Here is a 25040-nt window from a genome sequence, read left to right on the forward strand (position 1 = left end):
TTGCCCTACCATCGCCTCGGTGAGTCGTTATTTTGCGTTCTATCAGTGCGCCTGAGGCCTTACCTCCGACGGGCTGCAACCCAATCGTCGGGCCTTTTTAGCACACTCTCCCCATGCAAGCTATAAGCCGCGGAAGGGCAAGGTTTTTTCCTTGACCACCCGCCTTCCCAGCGCCACCCTGATGCCACACGCTAGCCCCGACACCTTCTAAACTGCTGCCTTTCACGGAGAATCCCCCCATGAGCGTTCGCCTCGGCATTGTCATGGACCCCATCGCCCAGATCGCCTTCAAAAAGGACAGCTCGCTGGCCATGTTGCTGGCCGCTCAGGCGCGCGGCTGGTCGCTCTTCTATATGGAGCAGAAAGACCTTTATCAGGCCAAAGGCGAGGCACGTGCCCGCCTGTGCCCGCTCAAGGTATTCAACGACCCCGAGCGCTGGTTCGAACTGGGGGACGAGCGCGACGTCCCGTTGGCCGAACTGGATGTGATCCTGATGCGCAAGGATCCACCCTTCGATAACGAATTCGTCTACTCCACCTACCTGCTGGAACAGGCCGAACAAGCCGGCGTACTGGTGGTCAACCGCCCCCAGAGCCTGCGCGACTGCAACGAGAAGCTATTTGCCACCCAGTTCCCGCAATTCACACCGGCGACGCTGGTCAGTCGCCGGTCCGACATTCTGCGCGAGTTTGCCACAGAGCAACGTGACATCATTCTCAAACCCCTGGATGGCATGGGCGGATCTTCGATATTTCGTCACTGCGAGGGTGATCCCAACCTCTCGGTGATTCTCGAGACCCTTACTTCCCACAACACACAACAGATCATGGCGCAACGCTACCTGCCAGCGATCCGCGAGGGCGATAAGCGCATCCTGATGATCGATGGCGAGCCGGTACCCTATTGCCTGGCACGTATCCCGGCCCACGGAGAAACCCGGGGCAACCTTGCCGCCGGCGGGCGCGGCGAAGCACGCCCACTGAGCGATCGCGACCGTGAGATCGCCGCCGGCATCGGTCCAACCCTGCGCGAGAAAGGCCTGTTGTTCGTCGGCCTGGACGTGATCGGCGACTACCTGACCGAAATCAACGTAACCAGCCCGACTTGCATCCGCGAGATAGATGCCGCCTATGACACCCGTATCGGCGAGCGCCTGATGGATGCCATCGAAGGCAAGCTGAATGCCGGAAACAGACAGCAGAAAGCATGACGCAGGTTGCAGCCTGACGCTTGTCGCTTGCAGCTGGCGGCGTGAAGCCGTCAGACTGCGCGGCAACCTGAACAGACCCGAAACAGCATGAACGCAGCCACCCCCCCACCCGACCTACCCGCCGCTGGCGTCCGCCCAGCGGATCGGCTGGGCTTTACCCTGTTCCTCGCCGCAGCCCTGCATGCCGCGCTGATTCTCGGCCTGGGCTTCAGCCTGGCCGAGCCCAGCCAGGTCAGCAAAACCCTGGAAATCACCCTGTCGACCTTCAAGAGCGAGGAGAAGCCCAAGGAAGCCGACTTCCTCGCCCAGGACAACCAGCAGGGCAGCGGCACCCTGGAACACAAGGCCGCACCGACAACCACCGAGCAAGCGCTGTTCCAGGACACCCAAGTCAAGCGCGTGACGCCGCCCGCCGCACCCGCACAACCGGCGGTTAGCCAGGAAGCGCCGAAAGCCGCAGTAGCCACCCGCGCCCCGCAACAGCAAAAAACCCCGGTCAAGCGTGAAGCAGTCAAACCCACGGTACAGGCACCCCCGGCACCGGTATTCGACAGCTCCCAGCTCTCTGCGGAAATTGCCAGCCTGGAAGCCGAACTGGCCAACGACATCCAGCAGTACGCCAAACGTCCGAAAATCCACCGCCTCAGCGCGGCCTCGACCATGCGCGACAAGGGCGCCTGGTACAAGGATGAATGGCGCAAGAAGGTGGAACGCATCGGCAACCTCAACTACCCGGACGATGCACGCCGCCAGCAGATTTACGGCAGCCTGCGGGTACTGGTCTCGATCAACCGTGACGGCACCCTCTACGAAGTCCAGGTACTGCAGTCCTCTGGCCAGCAACTACTTGACCAGGCCGCCCTGCGCATCGTGCGCCTGGCCGCACCCTATGCCCCATTTACCGGTGATCTCGCGGATATCGACCGCCTGGAAATCATCCGCACCTGGCGCTTCGAGCGCGGCGACCGCCTGTCCAGCAACTGACCCTCAGAGGATGTGAAAATATCGGGCCTGAGAGCTCTTTTTCACTAGTGCTCAGGTTGATCCCGGCTTTTTATTGCAGCGTGACGCTTGAAGCTCTCGGCTCCAGGCCTGAAACTAATGCCTATGAAAGACGCCAAACCAAGCTACCTCAAGCACCAGTTCCTGATTGCCATGCCGCACATGGCCGATCCGCATTTCGCGCAGACCCTGATCTACCTGATCGATCACAATGAACAGGGCGCCATGGGCCTGGTGGTCAACCGCCTCAACGGCCTCAGCCTGGCCGATGTGCTGGCACAGCTGCGCCCGGATAGCGAACCGCCGGTGCGCTGCCAGGATCTGCCGATCTTCTCCGGCGGCCCGGTGCAGACCGATCGCGGTTTCGTCCTGCACCCGGCCGGCCCGCAGTTCCAGGCCACCCTGGAGCTTGGCGAGCTGGGCCTGACCACCTCCCAGGATGTGCTGTTCGCGATTGCCGACGGCAGCGGTCCGGAAAAGTACCTGATCACCCTCGGCTATGCCGGATGGGATGCCGGGCAACTGGAAACCGAGCTGACCGACAATGCCTGGCTGACCTGTCCGGCTGACAACGCCATCCTTTTCGACCTGCCCTTCGAGCAGCGCCTGAATGCCGCTGCCGCGCGCCTGGGTATCAACCTCAGCCTGCTTACCTCGCAAGCCGGGCACTCCTGATGAGCGAGAGCAAACCGCTGCGCCTGTTACTGGGGTTCGATTACGGCAGCAAGCAGATCGGCGTTGCCGTCGGCCAGGTGATCACCGGCCAGGCTCGCGAACTGTGCATCCTCAAGGCCCAGAATGGCGTGCCGGACTGGCAACAGGTCGAAGCGCTGCTGCGCGAATGGCAGCCAGATGCCATCGTCGTTGGCCTGCCGCTGAACATGGACGGCACCCCGAGCGAAATGAGCGCGCGCGCGGAGAAATTTGCCCGCCGCCTCAACGGCCGCTTCAATCTGCCCGTGCACACCCACGATGAACGCCTGACCACTTACGCGGCCAAAGGTGAGCGCCTGCAACAGGGGCAGAACGGTGGCTACCGCGACCGTCCGGTCGATGCCCTGGCCGCCGCCATGCTGCTTGAAGGCTGGCTGACAGAACACGGCGCGTCTTGAATGCGCGCGACCACGGATCGCGGGAAAACCTAGCGAGCAACGCTCAGAGCGGGGCGACGAGCCTGCTTATAAACCAGCATCATGCGCGCAGGCCGCAGCAGCGTTCACCCGGCCTGCACACCAGGAGTTTTCGATGAGCCTACCCAGCCCCGCCGAACTGCTGCCGCAAATGGCCGCAGCACTGATCAGCCACCTCAATCAGCGACAGATCAGCGAGCCGCGCTTTATCGGCATCCGCACGGGCGGCGTGTGGGTTGCCCAGGCGCTGCTGGAGACCCTGGGCAATCCAGCGCCCCTGGGCATCCTCGACGTCTCCTTCTACCGCGACGACTTCACCCAGAAAGGCCTGCACCCGCAAGTGCAGCCCTCCGAGCTGCCGTTCGAGGTCGAAGGCCAGCACCTGGTGTTGATCGACGACGTATTGATGAGCGGCCGCACCATCCGCGCTGCCCTCAATGAGCTGTTCGACTATGGCCGCCCGGCCAGTGTGACCCTGGTCTGCCTTCTCGACCTGAATGCCCGCGAACTGCCAATCAGCCCTGACGTGGTTGGCGCCACCCTGTCGCTGGCCGCCGATCAGCGGGTCAAACTGTCCGGTCCCACGCCGCTGACCCTTGAACTCCAGACGCTTGCAAACTGAGACCCTCGCGATGACGCCGATTGATGCCCCGCGCCCGCTGCAGCTTAATGACCAAGGCCAGTTGCGCCACTTCCTCACCCTCGACGGCCTGCCCCGCGAGCTGCTGACGGAAATACTCGATACTGCCGACTCCTTCCTCGAAGTCGGCGCCCGGGCCGTGAAGAAGGTCCCACTGCTGCGCGGCAAGACCGTGTGCAACGTGTTCTTCGAGAACTCCACGCGCACCCGTACCACCTTCGAGCTGGCCGCCCAACGACTGTCCGCCGACGTCATCACCCTCAACGTGTCGACCTCCTCGACCAGCAAGGGTGAGTCCCTGTTCGACACCCTGCGCAACCTCGAGGCGATGGCCGCCGACATCTTCGTGGTACGGCATGCCGATTCGGGCGCCGCGCACTTTATCGCCGAACACGTGTGCCCGAACCTGGCGATCATCAATGGCGGCGACGGTCGCCACGCCCACCCGACCCAGGGCATGCTCGACATGCTGACCATTCGTCGGCACAAGGGCGGCTTCGAGCACCTCTCGGTGGCCATCGTCGGCGATATCCTGCACTCGCGGGTGGCCCGTTCGAACATGCTGGCACTGAAGACCCTCGGCTGCCCGGACATCCGCGTGATTGCACCCAAGACCCTGCTACCGGTCGGCATCGAGCAGTACGGCGTGAGCGTCTACAGCGACATGGCCGCCGGCCTCAAGGATGTCGACGTGGTGATCATGCTGCGCCTGCAGCGCGAACGCATGAGTGGTGGCCTGCTGCCCAGCGAGGGCGAGTTCTACCGCCTGTTCGGCCTCACCGAACAGCGCCTGGCCCTGGCCAAACCGGATGCCCTGGTGATGCATCCGGGGCCGATCAACCGCGGCGTGGAAATCGAGTCGGCGGTGGCCGATGGTCCGCAATCGGTGATTCTCAACCAGGTCACCTACGGCATTGCCGTACGCATGGCCGTGCTGTCGATGGCCATGAGCGGGCAGAATGCCCAGCGTCAACTCAACCAGGAAGCCGAGGAATCCAACTGATGCGTACCGCAATCCTTGGCGCCCGCGTCATCGACCCGAGCAGCAACTTCGATCAGGTGGCCGACCTGTTCATCGATGGTGGCAAAGTCATCGCCATCGGCCAGGCGCCGGCCGCCTTCGTCGCGGAGAAAATCATCCACGCCAAGGACCTGGTGGCCGCGCCCGGCCTGGTCGACCTGTCTGTCGCCCTGCGCGAACCCGGCTACAGCCGCAAGGGCAGCATCGCCAGCGAAACCCTAGCCGCAGCTGCCGGCGGCGTCACCAGCCTGTGCTGCCCACCCTTTACCAAACCGGTGCTGGACACCCCGGCAGTGGCCGAACTGATCCTCGACCGTGCCCGCGAGGCCGGCCACACCAAGGTCTTCCCCATCGGCGCCCTGAGCAAAGGCCTGGACGGCGAACAGCTGGCCGAACTGGTGGCCCTGCGCGACGCCGGTTGCGTGGCCTTCGGCAATGGCCTGGATACGTTCCGCAACACCCGCACCCTGCGTCGCGCCCTGGAATACGCCGCCACCTTCGACCTGACGGTGATCTTCCACTCCCAGGACCATGACCTGGCCGAAGGCGGTCTGGCCCACGAAGGCGCCACTGCCAGCTTCCTCGGCCTGGCCGGCATCCCGGAAACCGCCGAAACCGTGGCCCTGGCCCGCGACCTGCTGCTGGTCGAGCAAAGCGGCGTGCGCGCCCACTTCAGCCAGTTGACCAGCGCCCGCGGCGCGCAACTGATCGCCGAGGCCCAGGCCCGCGGCCTGCCAGTGACCGCGGATGTGGCGCTGTATCAGTTGATTCTCACCGATGAGGCCTTGAGTGACTTCTCCAGCCTCTATCACGTTCAGCCGCCACTGCGCACGCGCGCCGACCGCGACGGCCTGCGCGAGGCGGTGAGGAGCGGGGTGATCTCGGCCATTGCCAGCCACCACCAACCCCACGAACGTGACGCCAAGCTGGCTCCCTTCGGCGCCACCGAACCGGGCATCAGCAGCGTGCAGCTGTTGCTGCCGCTGGCCATGAGCCTGGTGGAAGACGGTCTACTCGATCTGCCGACCCTGCTCGCACGCCTGTCCAGCGGCCCCGCCCAAGCCCTGCGCCTGCCTGCAGGCCGCCTGAGCGTGGGCGCAGCGGCCGACCTGCTGCTGTTCGACCCGCAGGCCTCGACTCTGGCAGGGGAAAGCTGGTTCTCCAAGGGTGCCAACTGCCCGTTTATCGGCCACTGCTTGCCCGGCGCGGTGCACTGCACCCTGGTCGATGGACGGATCAGCTACCAGGCGTGATCCGGCAGCCAGGTATTGAACAGGGCGAACCGGTACTCCGGCCGCCCAGGGGCGAAGCGAACAGGGCGCCGCGAAACCTCGAGCGCAATGGCGCACTGCTACGCGAGCAGGCCTTGGTGCTGGCAGACGACCCTGTGGCAAGACATGGCACTGCCCTGCCCTGGCCACCTAGTCGCTGGCGGCGTTCTTGATCGATATCTGCTCGTTCAAGGTCCAGAAGTCATAGAGCACCCCGACCAGGAACAGGCCTCCGGTGAACAGATAGAGGATCCCGGTGATCCACTTGCCCTGGTACATGCGGTGCACACCGAACACGCCGAGGAAGGTCAGCAGAACCCAGGCCACGTTGTAATCGGTTTCGCCAGCGGTGAAGCGCAGATCGGCCTCACGATCCATCGCCGGAATCAGGAACAGGTCGATGATCCAGCCGACAAACAGCAAGCCAAGAGTGAAAAACCAGATGGTTCCGGTGACCGGCTTGCCGTAATAGAAGCGGTGCGCACCGAGAAAACCGAAGATCCACAACAGATAACCGATGACCTTGCTGTGGGTGTCCCTTCTTACGTCCATGCCTTGCTCCTGCGCTGCTGAGTGATACGAATGAGACCGGCAAGACCGCGCAAGGTTTGCCGCTCGATAAAAAGCCCGCGAGCGCGGGCTGTGCTGGACTGCTGTGCCTCAGCGAAAACTCCGCCCCGGGTCCTCGGGGGAGATTTCCAGCGACAGGCCATCGCTCAGGCTGGCCAGGTGGTCACCGTCGCCTTCCGAACCGAGCTTGATCAGCAGGCGCAGGTCGTTCGCCGAGTCGGCATAGAGCAGCGCATCTTCGTAGGTGATTTCGCCCTGGCTATAGAGGTTGTACAGGGCCTGATCGAAGGTCTGCATGCCCAGTTCGGTGGAGCGCTTCATCAGGTTCTTGAGTTCGTGCACATCGCCCTTGCGGATCAGGTCGGCCGCCAGCGGGGTGTTGATCAGCACCTCGATCACCGCGCGGCGACCCTTGCCATCCGGTGTCGGGATCAACTGCTGGGCGACGATGGCCTTGAGGTTGAGCGACAGGTCCATCCACACCTGATTCTGCCGGTCGGCCGGGAAGAAGTTGATGATCCGGTCCAGCGCCTGGTTGGCGTTGTTGGCGTGCAGCGTGGCCAGGCACAGGTGGCCGGTTTCGGCGAAGGCCACGGCGTGATCCATGGTCTCGCGGGTGCGCACCTCACCAATCAGGATCACGTCCGGCGCCTGGCGCAGGGTGTTCTTCAGCGCCACCTCGAAGGATTCGGTGTCGATACCAACCTCGCGCTGGGTGACGATGCAGTTCTGGTGCTGGTGGATATACTCGATCGGGTCTTCGATGGAGATGATGTGGCCGCTGCTGTTCTTGTTGCGATAGCCGATCATCGCCGCCAGCGAGGTGGATTTGCCGGTGCCGGTGGCGCCGACGAACAGCACCAGGCCGCGCTTGGTCAGCGCCAGCTTCTTGAGGATTTCCGGCAGTTTGAGGTCATCCAGGGTCGGGATGTTGGTCTCGATGCGGCGCAGCACCATGCCGGCCAGGTTGCGCTGGTAGAAGGCACTGACGCGGAAGCGTCCGATGCCACGGGCACTGATGGCGAAATTGCATTCGTGACTCTCGGCGAAGTCGCGGCGCTGCTGCTCGTTCATCACCGAGTGCACGGTTTCCCGGGTTTGTTCGGGAGACATGGGGCTCTTGGTCACCGGCATGATCTTGCCATTGACCTTCAACGACGGCGGTACACCGGCAGTGATAAACAGGTCAGAGCCGCCTTTTTCCACCATCAGGCGCAGCAGTTTTTCGAATTCCATGCGTTGTCTCGCCCATCACTGTCACGCGCTTAGCCAACCTCCAGTCCCTGGGGCGCGTGCCTCACCAGCGATCTGGGTCTCGGCCAACCTCGCGGCTGGCCAGATACGAATTAGAAGTTATCCGGGGTCTTGGATTTTTCCCGCGCATTTTCGCGGGTGACCAAACCCTTGGCTACCAGGCCTTTCAGGCAGGCATCCAGGGTCTGCATGCCCAGCGAGGCGCCGGTCTGGATCGACGAATACATCTGCGCCACCTTGTCCTCGCGGATCAGGTTACGAATCGCCGGGGTGCCAATCATGATTTCATGGGCCGCCACCCGACCGCCGCCGACTTTCTTCAGCAGGGTCTGCGAAATAACCGCCTGCAAGGATTCGGAAAGCATCGAGCGAACCATGGATTTTTCTTCGGCCGGGAACACATCGACCACCCGGTCGATGGTTTTGGCCGCCGAGGTGGTGTGCAGGGTGCCGAACACCAGGTGGCCAGTTTCCGCGGCGGTCAGCGCCAGGCGGATGGTCTCCAGGTCGCGCATTTCGCCGACCAGAATGATGTCCGGGTCTTCGCGCAGCGCCGAGCGCAGGGCTTCGGAGAAACCCAGGGTGTCACGGTGGACTTCACGCTGGTTGATCAGGCACTTCTTCGACTCGTGGACGAATTCGATCGGGTCTTCGATGGTCAGGATGTGCTGGTATTTGCTGCCATTGAGGTAGTCGAGCATCGCCGCCAGGGTGGTCGACTTGCCCGAACCTGTTGGCCCGGTGACTAGGACCAGGCCCCTTGGCACGTCGGTGATCTTGCGAAACACCTCGCCCATGCCGAGGTCTTCCATGGTCAGCACCTTGGACGGAATAGTCCGGAACACCGCACCGGCACCACGATTCTGGTTGAAGGCGTTGACCCGGAAGCGAGCGACACCAGGCACTTCGAAGGAGAAGTCGGTCTCGAGGAACTCCTCGAAATCCTTGCGCTGCTTGTCATTCATGATGTCGTAGATCAGTGCATGCACCTGCTTGTGATCCAGGGCCGGCAGATTGATCCGGCGCACATCGCCGTCGACCCGAATCATCGGCGGCAGACCAGCAGAGAGATGCAGGTCCGACGCGCCTTGCTTGGCGCTGAAGGCAAGCAGCTCAGTGATATCCATGGGACTCCCTAATGACGGTAGAATGCCGCGAACACTAGGCGGCTGGCGCAAGTAATGTCCACGATAGCAGAGAATATTGCAAAGGTCGGAGCACGCATCCGTGAGGCGGCGCAAGCCTCGGAGCGAGATTGTGCAACGATTGGCTTGCTTGCAGTGAGCAAAACCAAACCCGCAGCGGCAATTCGCCAAGCCTATGCTGCCGGCTTGCATGATTTCGGCGAGAACTACCTGCAGGAAGCGCTGGAAAAGCAGCTCGAGCTGAGCGATCTGCCCTTGATCTGGCACTTCATCGGCCCCATTCAATCGAACAAGACCCGCGCGATCGCCGAGCATTTCGACTGGGTGCATTCGGTGGAGCGCCTGAAGATCGCCGAACGCCTGTCCACGCAGCGCCCGCCGCACTTGCCCGCGCTGAATATCTGCCTGCAGGTGAATGTCAGTGGCGAGGCCAGCAAATCAGGCTGCAGCCCAGAAGAATTGCCGGCGTTGGCACAGGCTGTTACACAACTGCCTAACCTCAAACTGCGTGGATTGATGACAATTCCCCAACCCAGCGATGACCGCGCGACGCAACAGGCCGCCTTTGCCCGTCTGGCTGAACTGCAGGCCAAGCTGAACCTGGACCTCGACACCCTGTCCATGGGCATGAGCCATGACCTCGAAGCCGCCATTGCCGAAGGGGCGACCTGGGTACGCATCGGTACCGCCCTGTTTGGCGAGCGCGACTACTCATAGGCGCCGCCCTACTCGACTCGATAGATAAGGAACCCTCTTATGACCTCCCCCCGCATTGCGTTTATCGGCGCCGGCAATATGGCCGCTAGCCTGATCGGCGGGCTGCGCGCCCAAGGCGTCGACGCCAGCAGCATTCGCGCCAGTGACCATGGCGCCGAACAACGCGCCAAGATCAGTGCCGAGCATGGCATCGAAACCTTCGCCAGCAACGCCGAAGCCATTCAGGGCTGCGCGGTAATCGTCCTGGCCGTCAAGCCGCAGGTGATGAAAGTCGTCTGCCTGGACCTGGCCGCCCATCTCGAGGCGGGTCAATTGGTCGTTTCCATCGCTGCCGGCATCAACTGCGCCAGCCTGGAACGCTGGCTTGGCGCCGCAGCACAAGCGGCGCCGGCGATTGTCCGTTGCATGCCCAATACGCCAGCGCTGCTGCGCCAGGGCGTCAGCGGCCTGTATGCCAACAGCCAGGTTTCAGCGCCGCAGCGCCAGCAGGCCGAACAGTTGCTCGGCGCCGTCGGCCTGGTCCTGTGGCTGGATGAAGAACAGCTGATCGATGCGGTCACCGCCGTCTCCGGCAGCGGGCCGGCGTATTTCTTCCTGCTGATGGAAGCCATGACGGCCGCCGGCGAAAAGCTCGGCCTGCCGCGCGACACCGCCGCCCAACTGACCCTGCACACCGCACTGGGTGCCGCCCGCATGGCCGTCGCCAGCGATGTCGATGCCAGCGAACTGCGTCGCCGCGTCACCTCGCCAGCCGGCACCACCGAAGCGGCAATCAAGACATTCCAGGCTGGCGGCTTCGAAGCCCTGGTCGAACAGGCTATGAATGCCGCCGCCAAGCGTTCGACAGAACTGGCCGAGCAGCTTGGCGAATAAACCACTCGGCCCACAGCTAGATGGGCCATTAAGGAGTCAATAATGATCGGACTGAGTACCGCAGCGGTTTATATCCTGCAAACCATCGGCAGCCTGTACCTGCTGATCGTGCTGCTGCGCTTCATCCTGCAACTGGTGAGGGCCGATTTCTACAACCCGCTCAGCCAGTTCATCGTGCGCGCCACCCACCCGCTGCTCAAACCCCTGCGCAAGGTCATCCCCAGTTTCGCCGGACTCGACCTGGCCTCGCTGGTGCTGGCGATCCTGGTGCAACTGGTACTCATGGCCCTGGTCCTGCTGCTGATGGGCTATGGCCTCGACAATCCGCTGCAACTGCTGGTCTGGTCGATCATTGGCGTCACCGCCTTGTTCATCAAGGTGTTCTTCTTTGCCCTGATCATCAGCGTGATCCTGTCCTGGGTCGCCCAAGGCAGCCACAACCCGGCAGCCGAACTGATCAATCAGATCTGCGAACCACTGCTGGCGCCGATTCGGCGCATTCTGCCGAGCCTGGGCGGGCTGGACCTGTCGCCGATCGTGGCCTTCCTGATCCTCAACCTGATCGACATGCTGGTGATTCGCAACCTGGCGGTAATGACCGGCATGTTCAAGGGCCTCAGCCTGGCGATCTGACCCCGAGAGCCCGATGAGTTTCTATCGCTGGGACGGCGAGGACCTGATCCTCGATTGCCACCTGCAGCCCAAAGCCAGTTGCGACGAGTTCGCCGGGCTGCACGGTGAGCGGCTGAAGATCCGTCTCACCGCGCCACCCGTCGACGGCAAGGCCAATGCCAAGTTGCTGGCCTTTCTCGCAGACGCCTTTGCCGTGAGCAAGAGCCAGGTCAGCCTGGAAACCGGCCAGCAAAGCCGCCAGAAGCGTGTACGCATCAAGCAGCCGCGGCAACTGCCAGCAGTGCTGGAGCTGACCGCTCGGCCCGCCTGAGCGACCATCAGGCCGGATCGAAATACTAGCCAATTGACACCCCCTGCACGCTCCGCATAATGCTCGCCAGTCCAGAGCATCCGCGCCCACCATGCGATGCCTGACAGACCCGCGCCGCCAACAGCACTGCTTCAAGACCGCGCTAGCCAGAGGAACGCCAGGATGAGCATGGAACGTCTCAGTCAACAGGTCGACGCCTACGTCGGCTGGAAGCGTGAGCTGATGCGCCAGATCACGCGCTACCGCAGCTGGCTGGTCAACAACCGGCTCAACGCCGAGGCGCTGGATGGCAAGCTGGAGCGCGCCCTCAAACTGCTGCGTACCGACCACATCACCCTGGCCTTCGTCGGCGAGTTCTCGCGCGGCAAGACCGAACTGATCAACAGCCTGTTCTTCTCCGCCTACGGCCAGCGCATGCTGCCGTCCCAGGCCGGGCGGACCACCATGTGCCCCACCGAGCTGTTCTACGACCCCCGTTCGGAGCGCTCCTACATCCGCCTGCTGCCGATCGAAACCCGCGCCACCGAGGCCAGTGTCGCCCAGTTCAAGCGCATCCCCCGGCATTGGGTGAACATCCCCCTGGACCTCAGCGACCCGGACAACATGATCCAGGCCTTCACCCAGGTGGCAAAGAGCAAGCCCATGCCGGTCGAGCAAGCGATCCAGCTGGGCTTTCACCCCGACACCTTGGAAAGCACGGGGATTTCCGGCCAGGTGCTGGTGCCGGCCTGGCGCCATGCGCTGGTCAACTTCGACCACCCGCTGCTGCGCCAGGGCCTGCGCATCCTCGACACCCCCGGCCTGAATGCCCTGGGCAGCGAACCGGAACTGACCCTGTCGATGCTGCCCAGCGCCCAGGCGATCATCTTCCTGCTGTCCGCCGACACCGGGGTGACCGCCAGCGACATGGCGGTCTGGCAGCAGCATATTCGCCAGCTCGACGACGACACCCAGACCTGCCTGTTCGCCGTGCTCAACAAGATCGACATCCTCTGGGACGACCTGGCCGGCGAAGCCTTCGTGCAGAGCGCCATCCAGCAGATCCAGACCCTCACGGCCAGGCAACTCGGCCTTCAGCCCAACGAGGTGCTGCCGCTGTCGGCCAAGCAGGCATTGCTGGCCAAGGTGCGCCAGGACCAGGCACTGCTGGCCCGCAGCCAGATGAGCAATCTGGAGAACTTGCTGTGCGAGCGTATCGTCAGCCAGAAGGAACGCTTGATCGAAGACCGCGTGGTCAATCAGGTGCTGGGCCTGCTGCAAGGCAGCCAGCACCTGCTCAACCTGCGCCTGGACAAGGTCAACGAACAACAGGCGCTGCTGAGCAATCACCAGCATGACAACGGTCAGCTGCTGTTCGAGCTGACCGCCAAAACCAAGGACGACCACAGCCAGCACCACAGGCGCCTGCTCGGCCTGAAAACCAACCAGCGTCTGCTCAAGCGTCAAGGCGAATTACTGCAGATCGCCGTACGCGCGGAACGCCTCGACGAACACCTGAACAAGGTGCGCAAGAACCTCGCCGGCAGCTGGACCACCCTGGGCATCAACCAGGCGATCCTGCACTTCTTCCGCTCGGTGGAGCACGACCTGGACAGCCTGGGCCAGGAAGCCGAGATGGCCAACAAGATGGTCGCCGCCATCTACCACCGGCACAATCAGGAAAATCCGCTGCAAGGCGTCGATGCGCCACAGTTCAACATCAAAGGCTACCGCCGCGAACTTAAACAGTTGCAGACCCAGGCCGACCAGTTCCGCCTGCACCTGAAGACCCTGCTCACCGAACAGCGCAGCCTGACCAAGCGCTTCTTTGCCACCCTGGGCCAGCAAGTCATCGGCCTGCACCAGCGCCTGCGGCTCGAGGCCGGGCAGTGGGCCAGTGACGCGCTGATGCCGCTGATGCAACACACCCTGGAACACAAGCAGTTGCTGGAAAGCCACATGCTGCGGCTCAAGGCCCTGGCCCAGCAAACCCAGCAAACCCGCCAGCGCGGCCAGCAACTGGCCGGCTACCGCGACGAACTGCAACAGCAGCTGGCCCAGGCCAGCGAGATGCTGCGCAGCCTGCGCCTTCCCGCGCCGATTCAGCGCCAGGGCAAGGTGGTCAACCTGCCCGGCGTGGCACGCCCCCACAGCGTCGGCGAATAAGCGCCGGCAGCGCCGCCGCCAGGCAGTGTCCGCGCGCCCGCACGCTTGCCGCACGGGGCGGCGCTCTTTAGACTGCGGCACTTCCTTTACTGCGAGCAGGGTCGATGTCTACTGCCTTTCCCCAAGACTCCGTTGGCCTGGTGACCCCGCAGGTACTGCATTTCGCCGACCCCCTGCCGCTGGCCTGCGGACGCAGCCTGGCCGACTACCAACTGGTCTACGAAACCTACGGCGAATTGAACGCCGCGCGCAGCAACGCCGTGCTGATCTGCCATGCGCTGTCCGGCCATCACCATGCCGCCGGCTACCACAGTGCGGATGAGCGCAAGCCCGGCTGGTGGGACAGCTGTATCGGCCCCGGCAAGCCGATCGACACCAACAAGTTCTTCGTCGTCAGCCTCAACAACCTCGGCGGCTGCAACGGCTCGACCGGCCCCTCCAGCCTCAACCCGGCCACCGGCAAACCCTTTGGCGCGGATTTCCCGGTGATGACCGTGGAAGACTGGGTGCACAGCCAGGCACGCCTGGCCGACGCCCTCGGTGTCGGCCAGTGGGCCGCGGTTGTCGGTGGCAGTCTCGGCGGCATGCAGGCCATGCAGTGGGCCATCAGCTACCCCGAGCGTATCCGCCACTGCCTGGCGATCGCCTCGGCGCCCAAGCTGTCGGCGCAGAACATCGCCTTCAACGAGGTGGCGCGCCAGGCCATCCTCACCGACCCGGAGTTCCACGGCGGGCACTTCCAGGAGCGCGGGGTGATCCCCAAGCGCGGCCTGATGCTGGCGCGCATGGTCGGCCACATCACCTACCTGTCGGACGATGCCATGGGCGAGAAATTCGGCCGCGGCCTGAAGAGCGAAAAGCTCAACTACGACTTCCACAGCGTCGAGTTCCAGGTCGAGAGCTACCTGCGCTACCAGGGCGAGGAGTTTTCCGGGCGTTTCGATGCCAACACCTACCTGCTGATGACCAAGGCCCTGGATTATTTCGACCCGGCGGCGGCGTTCGACGGCAACCTGGCCCAGACCCTGGCCGGGGTGCAGGCGGACTTCTGCGTGATGTCCTTCACCACCGACTGGCGCTTCTCGCCGGCGCGTTCGCGGGAGATCGTCGATGCGCTGATCGCTGCACGCAAGAACGTCTGCTACCTGGAAATCGACGCGCCGCAGGGCCACGATGCCTTCCTGATCCCGATCCCGCGTTACTTGCAGGCTTTCAGCAGCTATATGAACCGAATCGCAGTATGAGGCGCGCATGAGAGCCGACCTGGACATCATCCAAGACTGGATTCCCGCCGGCAGCCGGGTACTCGACCTCGGTTGCGGCAATGGCGAACTGCTCGCCTGGCTGGCCGAGCACAAAGGGGTCAGCGGTTATGGCCTGGAAATCGACCCGGACAACATCGCCCAGTGCGTCGGCAAGGGCGTCAACGTCATCGAGCAGAACCTCGACAAGGGCCTGGGCAACTTCGCCAGCAACAGCTTCGACGTGGTGGTGATGACCCAGTCGCTGCAGGCCCTGCACTTTCCGGACAAGGTGCTGGCGGAGATGCTGCGCATCGGCAAGACCTGCATCATCACCTTCCCCAACTTCGCCCACTGGCGTTGCCGCTGGTACCTGGCGAGCAAGGGCCGCATGCCGGTGTCCGACTTCCTGCCGTACACCTGGTACAACACGCCGAACATCCATTTCTGTACCTTCGAGGACTTCGAACGCCTGTGCCTTGCGCAAAACGCCCGGGTACTGGACCGCCTGGCGGTCGATCGCGACCATCTGCACGGCTGGGCCAGCCGCATTTGGCCTAATCTCTTAGGTGAGATCGGCATCTACCGGATCAGCGGGCCAACTGCTGCGGATGCGCAGGTCGCCAACTGACTCCGTCGGTACCCAGGCCCTATTGAGGAGAATCATCATGAGTCGCATCGCCCTACTGTTTATCGCCCTGTGCCTGAGCTTGCCGGCACTGGCCGAACGCAAGCAAAGCTTCGGTGACCTGGACGTGCACTACAGCGCCTTCAACTCCAGCTTCCTGCAACCGGAGATCGCCGCAGCCGTGGGCCTTAGCCGCGGCAAGAAGCAGGGCGTGCTGAATATCTCGGTACTCAAGGCCGGCCAACCAACCGCCGCCGCCGTCAGCGGCGAGATGCGCAACCTGCTCGGCCAGACCCACAGTCTGAGGTTCAAGCAGGTGAAAGAAGGCGCGGCTATTTACTACCTGGCGCAGTTCCCCATCGAGCAACAGGAAATACTGCGCTTCAGCATCAGTATCCAGGCGGACGGCGGCAACACGCACAGCCTCGACTTCAACCAGGAACTCTTCCCCGACTGATGATTCAGCTAAACGAGCTCGTACTCGCCAGCCATAACGCCGGCAAACTCAAGGAACTCCAGGCCATGCTCGGCAACGCCGTGCGCGTGCGCTCAATCGGCGAGTTCAGTGACCTGGAGCCGGAAGAGACCGGCTTGTCCTTCGTCGAAAACGCCATCCTCAAGGCGCGCCATGCCGCGCGCGTGTCGGGCTTGCCGGCGCTGGCCGACGACTCCGGCCTGGCGGTGGACTTTCTCGGCGGTGCACCGGGCATCTACTCGGCGCGTTACGCCGATGGCCAGGGCGACGCGGCGAACAACGCCAAGCTGCTCGACGTATTGAAAGACGTACCGGACGCCCAGCGCGGCGCCCAGTTCGTCTGCTGCCTGGCCCTCCTGCGACACGCCGAAGATCCATTGCCGATCATTTGCGAAGGGCTCTGGCACGGGCACATCCTGCACGCCGCGCGGGGCGCCCACGGCTTCGGCTACGACCCGCTGTTCTGGGTCGAAGAACGGCAATGCTCCAGCGCCGAACTGTCTCCCGCCGAGAAGAACCAACTGAGCCATCGCGCCCGCGCCATGGCCCTGTTCAAGCAACGATTGGGGCTGGCATGACACTGTCCACGGGCGGAGGCTTCCAACTGCCGCCGCTAGCGCTGTATATCCATATCCCCTGGTGCGTGAAGAAGTGCCCGTACTGCGACTTCAACTCCCACGCCGCCGGGCCAACCCTGCCGGAACAGGAATACGTCGACGCCCTGCTCGCCGACCTCGACCAGGACCTGCCCCAGGTGCATGGCCGGCCGCTGACCTCGATCTTCTTCGGTGGCGGCACGCCCAGCCTGTTCTCGGCCAAGGCACTGGGTCGTTTGCTCGAAGGCGTGGAGCGCCGCGTGCCCTTCGCCGGCGATATCGAAATCACCCTGGAAGCCAACCCCGGCACCTTCGAACAGGCCAAGTTCCGCGACTACCGCGCGCTGGGCATCAATCGCCTGTCGATCGGCGTACAGAGTTTCCAGGCCGCCAAGCTCAAGGCCCTGGGCCGCATCCATGACGGTGACGAGGCCATTCGCGCTGCTGACATGGCCCGCGCCGCCGGCTTCGACAATTTCAACCTGGACCTGATGCACGGCCTGCCGGATCAGTCGATCGAGGATGCCCTCGGCGATCTGCGCATCGCCATCGCCCAGGGCCCGACCCACCTGTCCTGGTATCAGCTGACGGTGGAACCGAACACGGTGTTCTGGAACCAGCCGCCGGTGATGCCCGAAGACGATATCCTCTGGGACATCCAGGAAGCCGGTCAGGCGCTGCTGGCCGAGCACGGCTATGCCCAGTACGAGGTGTCCGCCTATGCCCAGCCCGGCAAGGCGGCCCGGCACAACCTCAACTACTGGAGTTTCGGCGATTTCCTCGGCATCGGCGCCGGTGCCCACGCCAAGCTGAGCCGCCCGGACGGCAGTATCAGCCGCGGCTGGAAAACCCGTCTGCCCAAGGACTACCTGGATCCCGCAAAAAGCTTCAGCGCCGGCGAACGCCTGCTGGGTGCCGAGGAACTGCCCTTCGAATTTCTGATGAATGTGCTGCGCCTCACGGACGGCGTCGCCAGCACGCTGTTCACTGAGCGCACCGGCCTGCCGCTGACCGTACTGGCCGCGGCCCGCGCGGAGGCCGAGCAGCGCGGCCTCTTGCAGCGCGACCCGGCACGTCTGGTCGCCACCCGCGAAGGCCAACTGTTTCTCAACGACCTGCTGCAACACTTTCTGCCCTGACCTGCTGTGCGCCACGCGGCGCTAAGGACCCCGCTTGGACCTGCTATTCGACCTGATCGCCACCCTGTCGCGTTGGAGCCGCGGCCACCTGCATGACATCGCCCTGGCCATCATGGCCACCCTGCTGGTGCTGTTCGGCCCCGGCATCAATGCCTGGGTGCAACGCAGCATCGGCGGCCTCAACTTCATCTTCCGCACCCTGATTTTCGTCCTGATCTGCGCGGTCGGCTACGGCCTGGCAATGGTCTTCCTCACCCCCTGGCTGGCCCAGGGCCTTGGCCACTTCAACAACTACACCCTGGCGCCGGTGTTGCTGCTGGTGTTCTTCCTGATCGGCGTGCTGGCCGATCGCAGCTAAGCGGCGCCGCCAGCCAGGCATACTGCCGGGCGAGCACAGCCGAGGGCCTGACCACAGGCAACAGGGGATTGGGTCGGTTTTCGAATCCCTGGCAAGCGCCGTACCGCCTTGCTAGACCCGCGCGGCGCCGCTCTTGGCGGGACGCCGGCGCGGCCGGCCGAACAGCGCCCGCAGCTCATCCTTGGCGGCCTCCAGGCAGGCCCGGCGCGGCTCGGGAAGCTGCCGCCCGGCACGATTGATATAGAAATTGAGCATCGCCATCGCCGAAGCGAAGGGCGTGGCCTTGCGCCTGGTGCTGCGCTCGGCCGAGGCCTTGAGCGATAGCGCAATGGCCAGCGGGTCGCCCCAGGTGAAGACGCCAGGATCAAGATCCAGAGCGTTACTGGTCTGGGTTACCTGTTGCGACCAGCCGCGGTATTTCACCGGGCGGACGCGCGCTTTCGAAGATGTCGCCATAGGGTCTCCTCCAGCGATTCATTCACCCCTGCGAGCTTACGTCCACTCGCTGCGGCGCACAAAAGCCGCCTGCCCTGGCCGGCCCTCAGTTACCGTCGCGGCGCAGGGCCGGGGGTGAAGTCGTACACGGTCTCCAGGGTGCCAGCGAGCAGCGGTACCTCGGAGTAGTCGATCGGATGACTCGCCTGCAGCCCCGTCAGCTCGCCATGCTTGCCGTACCGATCGACCGCCAGGATCTGCCAGCTGTCCTCATCGAGGTAGCAGCGCCGCTTGCCATAGGCGTGGCGGAAGCCCTTGTGCAGCTAGGCCTCGATCACCTCCACGGCGCTGCCGGTGCAATAGTCAGGGGCCGGGCAACAGGCCGAAACTTCGCCCTAACCCAACAACTGCCAAAGGCTGTGCGTTAGCAACCCGCCGGCCGCCAGCAGGGAGAGCAGCAGCAACAACTGACGCGGGCTGCGCTTGTCGAAACGGCCGTCCAGGCAGCGGGCCAGGGCATAGCCGACCACCACGCCGGGCGCCAGCTTGAGCGTGCTGTGCAGATAATCGAGGGGCATGCGTCCCTGGTAAAACAAAAACAGCACCGAGACCGGGGTGGTCATCAGGAAGAAGGCGGCCAGTTCATCGCGCGCGCTGATGCGGCCGCAGGTCTGGTAGACCAGGGCCATGGGCGGGCCGCCGACCGAGGTGGCGGTGCCCATCAGCCCCGAGCAGAAACCGGCGATGGCCAGGTTGCGCGGGTTACAGCGAACCTCCAGGCAGCGGTAGCTGGTGAGGGTCGCCAACAGCACGCAGGCACCGAGCAGCAGACCGAGCCAGGCACTCGGCAGCAGGCCCAGCAGCAGGCCACCGCACCAGGCGCCGGGCAGCCGCGCCAGAATGGCCGGCAAGGGCCGACGCCAGGCCAGCGCCTGGCGATTGCCAAGCAGCATGCAGCTCGCCAGGAGAAAACCCAGCAGCAACACCGGGCCGGGCACATAGCCGGGCTCGAGCAGATACAGCAGCGGCGCGGCCAGCAGGCCGAAGCCGATGCCCAGCAGCCCCTGCACCAGGCTGCCGCCCAGCACGATCAACAGCGCCAGGAATTCGCTGGCGCTGTAGTCCATCAAGGCCCGTCCGCCGAGGCTGCGTTAACGGCCACCGGCGCCGCTGCGCGACTGCTCGGAATTTTCCACCAGCACCGCTTCGGCCAGTTGGTTGAGCTGCTGCCACAGTTCGATGGAGATATCCATGCCGCCTTCCAGAGCGCCCTCGCCCGCGCGGGCAAACTGCTCGGGGCTGACCTGGCGATAACCGCTGCGCTGACCCGTGCTGCCGTGCAGCTGCCCCTGCAGGTCGATGCGCGTGCTCAGCAGCAGGGTCAGGGTCTGGGTGTCGGCCGTGGCGGGATCGGCCAGCAGGGCCTCGCTGTAACTGGGGTAGCGGGCTCCGGCGGCGATGCTGGCGACATGCTCGCTGACCGGCTGCTTGCCGTTCTGCCAGTAGGCCAGCACGCTGATACCGCAACGGGCGCTGTCGACCAGCAGCTTGAGGATGAACTTGCGGTTGTGGCAGTTGCGCACCTTGACGTTGACGCAGCCCTGCTCCAGCACCTTGGTCTGCGCCAGCTCGACGATGCTCGGCAGGCAGTTCAGGCCGCTGCGGCCATGACAGTCGAACAGCAGCGCCTGGCTCTCCTCGGCAAGGAGTTGCAGGGGCGGGCGCTGGCTGTCGGCGACATAGGGCAGGGCACGCTGCAGCTCGCCGAAGCCCTGCTCGCCATGCACCTGCAGCCATTTAACCAGGGCAGCGGCGTCCTCGTAGTAGCCGACGGGATAGCCCATGCCCTCGAACACCCGCTTGAGCAGGGCGGTCAATTCATTCGATGAAATCAGCATCAGCACTTCTCCTCAGTCGGGGCCAGGGGCAGGAACCAGTCGTCCTCGAACGGCTGGCCGATATCCTCCAGCAGCGGCGCGCCCTGGAACATGGTGTTGCGCACCCACAGACGCGAGCGCGGGTCGAACTTGCTGACGCCGAAGAACGCCAGCTTGCAGCGCAGCAGGTGCATGGGCAGCACCTGGCGATCCAGCAGGTTGGCCTGGATCTCGCCGTAATGGGTCTTGGCCATGCTCTGCATGCGCCGCACGATGCCGCGCTGTTCGGGATGCCGCAGCAGGAAGCTGGCGGTGCACTGCACGGGCTGCTCGGCCAGGTAGGCGCACAGCTGGCGATGACACTGCTGCGCCAGGTAGCCGATGCCGAGCGGCATCTGCTTGTCGCGGCCGCTCTCCAGGCTGCAGTTGCCCAGGCGCGGCTCCTGCTTCTCCTCGGAGCGGTACCAGAAGGTTTCGCTGGCGCCGTCGGCCGTGAAGTCAATGGCCAGGGCCCAGGCGTAGTGCCGCTCGATCAGGGCTTGCAGTTCAGCGGCCGGCATCTCGGGTTGCAGCTCGAGCGATTCGACCAGGGAAAAGCTGTCTTCCAGGCTGTCGACCAGCTCCGGGTAAAGCTCCAGCAGGATGCAGTTGAGCAGCTCCTGCCCCTGCAGGCTGAGCCGCTGCTCAGCCCAGCTCGACAACTGCTCCCAGCTGCGCAGCGGGTGGCTGGCGAGCCAGTCCTGCAGCGCGGCGAAGTCTTCCAGCACCTGGCGGTTGTTGCCGGTCTGCCAGTCGTCCTCGGTAACGGTCTGCTGGATATGGGCGATGCCGCGCACGACCAGCGCCTGCAGGCGGGCCAGGCGCTCGGCGGTGACCTGGCCAAGGCCGCGCACGCGCGCCAGGGCCAGCTCACGCATCTCGATCCAGCGGCTGATCAGCTGCGGGTGATTGATCAGGTAGGGCGCCATGCCCAGGCCGGTGGAGTTGCCGATACCGAAGTAGCGTTTGAGCGCCGGCTGCATGGGCACAGCAGTGCCCGGCGCGCGCTGGCGGGCGATGTGCTCGGCCTGCTGCAGGCTGAAGTTGCGCAGCATGAAGCAGTTGAACATCTCGGCGGCGAACGGCCGGGCGAAGTCCGGGTGCTTGCTGCTGACCTTCTCCCAGTCGGCCATGCCCAGCTTGCCGCTGCCATACACCGCCGTGGTGCGATAGAGGTAGCCGACCTTGGCGATCTGCTCGACCTCGGGCTGCTGGCCGGCACTCAGGGCCGCCACCACGCTGTCGAAGTTGCGCACGCTGCGGTTGGCCCGCGACAGCACCATCACCCGCGAGTCAAGGCGCCCGGCTTCCTGCAACGGCACGTTAAGGCGCAGGTACTCGACGTAGGCGTCGTCCACCTCGCCCTCACACAGCGCCATGGTCAGGTCCCACTCGCTGGCGATCACCCGGTCATTGCGCTTGTCCGGATCGAGGTACTGGGAAAACAGCACGAAGCTGAAAAGGTCGCCACTGGTCTGCACCCGGTAGATCACCGTGCCATAACCCTCGGCATCCAGCTCGAAACGCCGCGCCTCGATCTGCCAGCCCTCGCGCATGATCTTGCGCACCAGACTGCGCATGAAACTCAACCGGCTCTGGTGCAGGCTGCCGAGGCGCTCCAGGTCCATGACCACATGGGCCGGACGCAGGCGGACCGCCTGGGCCCCGAGCTTGGCAGAGTCGATGCTTGAAGGAATGCTCATACAGGTGCCCTCGACTGGCGCAAGCCGTACCCGGCACTGGGCCTACTGAGGGCCAAGCGGGACACGGCGGGTTGTTGTTATCTGCCGTCGATGGTGGTCCAAGGGCCGACGCAGGGCAATTCAGATCGCCCTATCAGCCGATAAGGGAAACTTATCTAAAACGCCATACCGATCAGATTAAAGCGTGTTCAGACCTGCTCCGGATCCAGCTCGTTGTCACGCAGGATGAAGTCGAACAGCGCCTGGGCCGCTACCGGCAGCGAACGATTGGCCAGGCAGACGATGCCGATATCACGTACCACCAGGGGCTCGCTCAGCGGAATGAAGCGCAGCTGGCTGTGCTCCAACGGAAAGGCGAAGCGCGGCAGGGTGGTTATGCCCATGCCGGCCTCGAGCATGGCCAGCAGGGAAATCATGTTGGACATATAGAACTGCGCGTCGACCACCAGCTCTTCGGCGGCGGTGTCCGCCAGCAGGCGTGAGGTGCCATTAGCGATCAGCCGCTCGCCGCGCAGTTGCTGCCAGCTCAACTCGACTTCATCAGCCAGCCGATGGTCGCTGCGACAGACCACGCCGATGCTGTCCTCCCAGATCGGGATGAAGCGGATGTCGCTCTCCGCCTCCCACAGGCTGGCGATGCCGAAGTCGACCTGCTGATTCTCGACCATTGCCAGCACCACCTCGGAACTGTCGTCGAACAGGCTGACGTGCAGGTCGGTGGCATCACCGATGAAGCGGGTGAGGATGTCCGGCAGCAGGCGGCTGGCGATCGACGGCACCGAGGCGATGCGCAAATGCCCGGACTTGTGCTGGGCGATCAGGCTCATGTCCTTGATCACCCGGTCATGGTGGGCGATCAACTCCTTGGCGTAGGCCATGAACTGCACGCCGAACGGGGTCAGTTCCGGCCTGGCCGCGCGGGCGTTGCGCTTCTCGAACAGGGCCTGACCGAGCTTGCCTTCCAGGTCGCGGATCGACAGGGAAATCGCCGGCTGGGTGCGGTGCGCCTTTTCCGCGGCGGCATGAAAGCCCTGCAGCTCATGCACCCAGACGAAGTGCCGCAGTTGGACGATCTTGAGGTCGGGAAGCACGGTAAGTTTTCCTTATCAAACAATATTTACAACTGATTTTAGTTTATCGAAAACGGCGCCTACCATTCGCTAACAGTTTGAGAGGAGGTGCATATGTCCGGCGATATCTTTGCTAACTACATCAATGGCGAGTGGCTCACGGGCTCCGCGACTATCCGTAATATCAGCCCCGCGAACATCCAGGATGTGCTGGGCGACTATGCCCAGGCCGACGCCGGGCAAATCGAGCAGGCCCTCGACGCGGCTATCGCCGGTCAGCTCGAGTGGCAACGCAGCGGCCTGGAGCAGCGCTACCAGGTGCTGACCGCGATCGGTGACGAATTGATCGCCCGCAAGGCCGAACTTGGCGAGCAGCTGGCCCGCGAAGAAGGCAAGACCCTCGCCGAAGGCATGGGCGAAGTCTACCGCTCCGGCCAGTTCTTCCACTACTACGCCGCCGAAGTGCTGCGGCAGATGGGCGAGACCGCCGATTCGGTGCGCCCCGGCGTGGAAATCGAAACCCGCCGCGAGCCGGTCGGCGTGGTCGCCATCATCACCCCGTGGAACTTTCCCATGGCCACCGCGGCCTGGAAGATTGCCCCGGCGCTGGCCTTCGGCAATGCCGTGGTGTTCAAGCCGGCCAATGCGGTACCGGCCAGCGCCTGGTCGCTGACCGAGATCATCGCCCGCCAGGGCCTGCCGGCCGGCACCTTCAACCTGCTCATGGGCAGCGGCGCCACGGTTGGCGACGCGCTGATCCATTCGACCAAGATCGATGCCCTGAGCTTCACCGGCTCGGTCGAGACCGGGCGTAAGGTCGCTGGCGCCACCGCCGCCAATTTCGTCCGCTGCCAGCTGGAAATGGGCAGCAAGAACGCCCTGATCGTGCTCGACGACGCCGACCTGGAGCTGGCCGTGGACTGCGCGCTGAACGGTGCCTTCTTTGGCACCGGGCAGAAGTGCACTGCCTCCTCGCGCTTGATCGTCACCGCCGGCATGCACGACCGCTTCGTCGCCGCCCTGGTCGAGCGCATGGGTCAGCTCAAGGTCGGCTACCCGCTGCGCGAAGGCGTGCAGATCGGCGCGGTGATCGATGGCAAGCAGCTCGAGCAGAACCTGCGTTACATCGAGCAGGCCAAGGCCGATGGCGCGGTGCTGGCCTGTGGTGGCGAGCGCATCGACGAGGAATACGAGGGCTTCTACATGCGCCCGGCGCTGTTCGTCGACACCCGCAACGACATGCAGATCAACCGCGACGAGGTGTTCGGCCCCATCGCCTGCGTGATCAAGGTCGCCGACTACGAGGAGGCCCTGGCCACCCTCAACGACACCGCCTTCGGCCTCACCGCCGGGATCATGACCCAATCGCTGAAATACGCCAGCGACTTCAAGCGTCGCGCCAAGACCGGCTGCGTGATGGTCAACCTGCCGACTGCCGGCACCGATTACCACGTGCCGTTCGGCGGCCGTAAGAACTCCAGCTTCGGCCCACGCGAGCAGGGCACCTACGCTCGCGAGTTCTACACCGTGGTCAAGACCACCTACATCCGTGCCTGA

General features: G+C 64.0%; 27 protein-coding genes and 1 pseudogene. 19 read left to right on the forward strand and 9 right to left on the reverse strand.

Annotation, left to right across the window (positions count from 1 at the left end; all coding sequences use genetic code 11):
- Positions 1-239 precede the first annotated feature (239 nt).
- From gshB to LJY18_RS04485, 7 genes are all read left to right on the forward strand, one after another.
- Entirely contained in the window at positions 240-1211 is a 972-nt protein-coding gene (gshB, locus tag LJY18_RS04455) for a glutathione synthase (protein ID WP_238040580.1), read from the forward strand.
- Between the two features lie 87 nt (positions 1212-1298).
- The gene (locus tag LJY18_RS04460) at positions 1299-2195 is read left to right on the forward strand and encodes an energy transducer TonB (RefSeq protein WP_238040581.1); all 897 of its coding nucleotides are present in this window, start codon (positions 1299-1301) and stop codon (positions 2193-2195) included.
- Positions 2196-2318: 123 nt separating this feature from the next.
- Positions 2319-2888: a YqgE/AlgH family protein gene (locus LJY18_RS04465; RefSeq protein ID WP_238040582.1), complete on the forward strand. Its 570-nt coding sequence runs from the start codon at positions 2319-2321 to the stop codon at positions 2886-2888.
- A complete protein-coding gene (ruvX, locus tag LJY18_RS04470) occupies positions 2888-3325 on the forward strand; it encodes a Holliday junction resolvase RuvX (RefSeq protein WP_238040583.1) in 438 nt (145 codons plus the stop codon). Before LJY18_RS04465 ends, ruvX begins: the two co-directional genes overlap by 1 nt.
- Positions 3326-3458: 133 nt before the next feature.
- Positions 3459-3965, forward strand: coding sequence for a bifunctional pyr operon transcriptional regulator/uracil phosphoribosyltransferase PyrR (gene pyrR, locus LJY18_RS04475; RefSeq protein WP_238040584.1), 507 nt, complete (start codon positions 3459-3461; stop codon positions 3963-3965).
- A gap of 10 nt (positions 3966-3975) precedes the next feature.
- Complete coding sequence (locus tag LJY18_RS04480) at positions 3976-4986, forward strand: aspartate carbamoyltransferase catalytic subunit (protein WP_238040585.1); 1011 nt, start codon at positions 3976-3978, stop codon at positions 4984-4986.
- Positions 4986-6257: a dihydroorotase gene (locus LJY18_RS04485; RefSeq protein WP_238040586.1), complete on the forward strand. Its 1272-nt coding sequence runs from the start codon at positions 4986-4988 to the stop codon at positions 6255-6257. Before LJY18_RS04480 ends, LJY18_RS04485 begins: the two co-directional genes overlap by 1 nt.
- Before the next feature lie 168 nt (positions 6258-6425).
- On the opposite strand, the gene LJY18_RS04490 is transcribed toward LJY18_RS04485, so the two are convergent.
- The 3 genes from LJY18_RS04490 to LJY18_RS04500 form a co-directional block, all read right to left on the reverse strand.
- Positions 6426-6827, reverse strand: coding sequence for an NINE protein (locus LJY18_RS04490; RefSeq protein WP_238040587.1), 402 nt, complete (start codon positions 6825-6827; stop codon positions 6426-6428).
- A gap of 108 nt (positions 6828-6935) precedes the next feature.
- On the reverse strand, positions 6936-8081 hold the full coding sequence (locus LJY18_RS04495) for a PilT/PilU family type 4a pilus ATPase (RefSeq protein WP_238040588.1): 1146 nt from the start codon (positions 8079-8081) through the stop codon (positions 6936-6938).
- Positions 8082-8191: 110 nt separating this feature from the next.
- Positions 8192-9226, reverse strand: coding sequence for a type IV pilus twitching motility protein PilT (locus LJY18_RS04500; protein WP_238040589.1), 1035 nt, complete (start codon positions 9224-9226; stop codon positions 8192-8194).
- Positions 9227-9280: 54 nt separating this feature from the next.
- On the opposite strand from LJY18_RS04500, the gene LJY18_RS04505 reads away from it, so the two are divergent.
- The 11 genes from LJY18_RS04505 to LJY18_RS04555 all read left to right on the forward strand — a co-directional run bounded on the left by LJY18_RS04505 (position 9281) and on the right by LJY18_RS04555 (position 18359).
- Positions 9281-9961 (forward strand): YggS family pyridoxal phosphate-dependent enzyme, encoded by a 681-nt coding sequence (locus tag LJY18_RS04505; RefSeq protein ID WP_238040590.1) that lies wholly within the window; start codon positions 9281-9283, stop codon positions 9959-9961.
- A 39-nt stretch (positions 9962-10000) separates the two neighbouring features.
- Positions 10001-10834 carry a pyrroline-5-carboxylate reductase gene (gene proC / locus LJY18_RS04510; RefSeq protein ID WP_238040591.1) on the forward strand — a complete coding sequence of 278 codons (834 nt, stop codon included), beginning with the start codon at positions 10001-10003 and terminating at the stop codon, positions 10832-10834.
- A 42-nt stretch (positions 10835-10876) separates the two neighbouring features.
- Positions 10877-11467 carry a YggT family protein gene (locus LJY18_RS04515; RefSeq protein ID WP_238040592.1) on the forward strand — a complete coding sequence of 197 codons (591 nt, stop codon included), beginning with the start codon at positions 10877-10879 and terminating at the stop codon, positions 11465-11467.
- 13 nt (positions 11468-11480) lie between these two features.
- Positions 11481-11777 carry a DUF167 domain-containing protein gene (locus LJY18_RS04520; protein WP_238040593.1) on the forward strand — a complete coding sequence of 99 codons (297 nt, stop codon included), beginning with the start codon at positions 11481-11483 and terminating at the stop codon, positions 11775-11777.
- 162 nt (positions 11778-11939) lie between these two features.
- Positions 11940-13922, forward strand: a complete 1983-nt coding sequence (locus LJY18_RS04525; protein ID WP_238040594.1) for a dynamin-like GTPase family protein — start codon at positions 11940-11942, stop codon at positions 13920-13922.
- Positions 13923-14026: 104 nt separating this feature from the next.
- The gene (metX, locus tag LJY18_RS04530; protein ID WP_238040595.1) at positions 14027-15166 is read left to right on the forward strand and encodes a homoserine O-succinyltransferase MetX; all 1140 of its coding nucleotides are present in this window, start codon (positions 14027-14029) and stop codon (positions 15164-15166) included.
- Between the two features lie 7 nt (positions 15167-15173).
- Positions 15174-15794, forward strand: a complete 621-nt coding sequence (gene metW, locus LJY18_RS04535; protein ID WP_238040596.1) for a methionine biosynthesis protein MetW — start codon at positions 15174-15176, stop codon at positions 15792-15794.
- A gap of 37 nt (positions 15795-15831) precedes the next feature.
- Positions 15832-16248, forward strand: a complete 417-nt coding sequence (locus LJY18_RS04540) for a DUF4426 domain-containing protein (protein ID WP_238040597.1) — start codon at positions 15832-15834, stop codon at positions 16246-16248.
- A complete protein-coding gene (rdgB, locus tag LJY18_RS04545) occupies positions 16248-16844 on the forward strand; it encodes an RdgB/HAM1 family non-canonical purine NTP pyrophosphatase (RefSeq protein ID WP_238040598.1) in 597 nt (198 codons plus the stop codon). Before LJY18_RS04540 ends, rdgB begins: the two co-directional genes overlap by 1 nt.
- Positions 16841-18001, forward strand: coding sequence for a radical SAM family heme chaperone HemW (gene hemW / locus LJY18_RS04550; protein ID WP_238040599.1), 1161 nt, complete (start codon positions 16841-16843; stop codon positions 17999-18001). Before rdgB ends, hemW begins: the two co-directional genes overlap by 4 nt.
- Before the next feature lie 34 nt (positions 18002-18035).
- Entirely contained in the window at positions 18036-18359 is a 324-nt protein-coding gene (locus LJY18_RS04555) for a DUF3392 domain-containing protein (protein ID WP_238040600.1), read from the forward strand.
- Between the two features lie 111 nt (positions 18360-18470).
- On the opposite strand, the gene LJY18_RS04560 is transcribed toward LJY18_RS04555, so the two are convergent.
- From LJY18_RS04560 to LJY18_RS04585, 6 genes and pseudogenes are all read right to left on the reverse strand, one after another.
- Positions 18471-18815 (reverse strand): DUF3175 domain-containing protein, encoded by a 345-nt coding sequence (locus LJY18_RS04560; protein ID WP_238040601.1) that lies wholly within the window; start codon positions 18813-18815, stop codon positions 18471-18473.
- Positions 18816-18922: 107 nt separating this feature from the next.
- Positions 18923-19117: pseudogene (locus tag LJY18_RS04565) on the reverse strand (DUF1329 domain-containing protein); the annotation flags it as partial.
- 72 nt (positions 19118-19189) lie between these two features.
- Positions 19190-19921 carry a TSUP family transporter gene (locus LJY18_RS04570; protein WP_238040602.1) on the reverse strand — a complete coding sequence of 244 codons (732 nt, stop codon included), beginning with the start codon at positions 19919-19921 and terminating at the stop codon, positions 19190-19192.
- Positions 19922-19945: 24 nt separating this feature from the next.
- Entirely contained in the window at positions 19946-20692 is a 747-nt protein-coding gene (locus tag LJY18_RS04575; protein ID WP_238040603.1) for a DUF3726 domain-containing protein, read from the reverse strand.
- Positions 20692-22413, reverse strand: a complete 1722-nt coding sequence (locus LJY18_RS04580; protein WP_238040604.1) for a hypothetical protein — start codon at positions 22411-22413, stop codon at positions 20692-20694. Before LJY18_RS04580 ends, LJY18_RS04575 begins: the two co-directional genes overlap by 1 nt.
- A 188-nt stretch (positions 22414-22601) precedes the next feature.
- Complete coding sequence (locus tag LJY18_RS04585) at positions 22602-23504, reverse strand: LysR family transcriptional regulator (RefSeq protein ID WP_238040605.1); 903 nt, start codon at positions 23502-23504, stop codon at positions 22602-22604.
- A gap of 93 nt (positions 23505-23597) precedes the next feature.
- Here LJY18_RS04585 and LJY18_RS04590 point away from each other — a divergent pair, with 93 nt between their 5' ends.
- Complete coding sequence (locus LJY18_RS04590; RefSeq protein WP_238040606.1) at positions 23598-25040, forward strand: aldehyde dehydrogenase family protein; 1443 nt, start codon at positions 23598-23600, stop codon at positions 25038-25040.

The organism is Pseudomonas sp. MMS21 TM103 (assembly GCF_022132145.1).
Lineage (GTDB): Bacteria > Pseudomonadota > Gammaproteobacteria > Pseudomonadales > Pseudomonadaceae > Aquipseudomonas.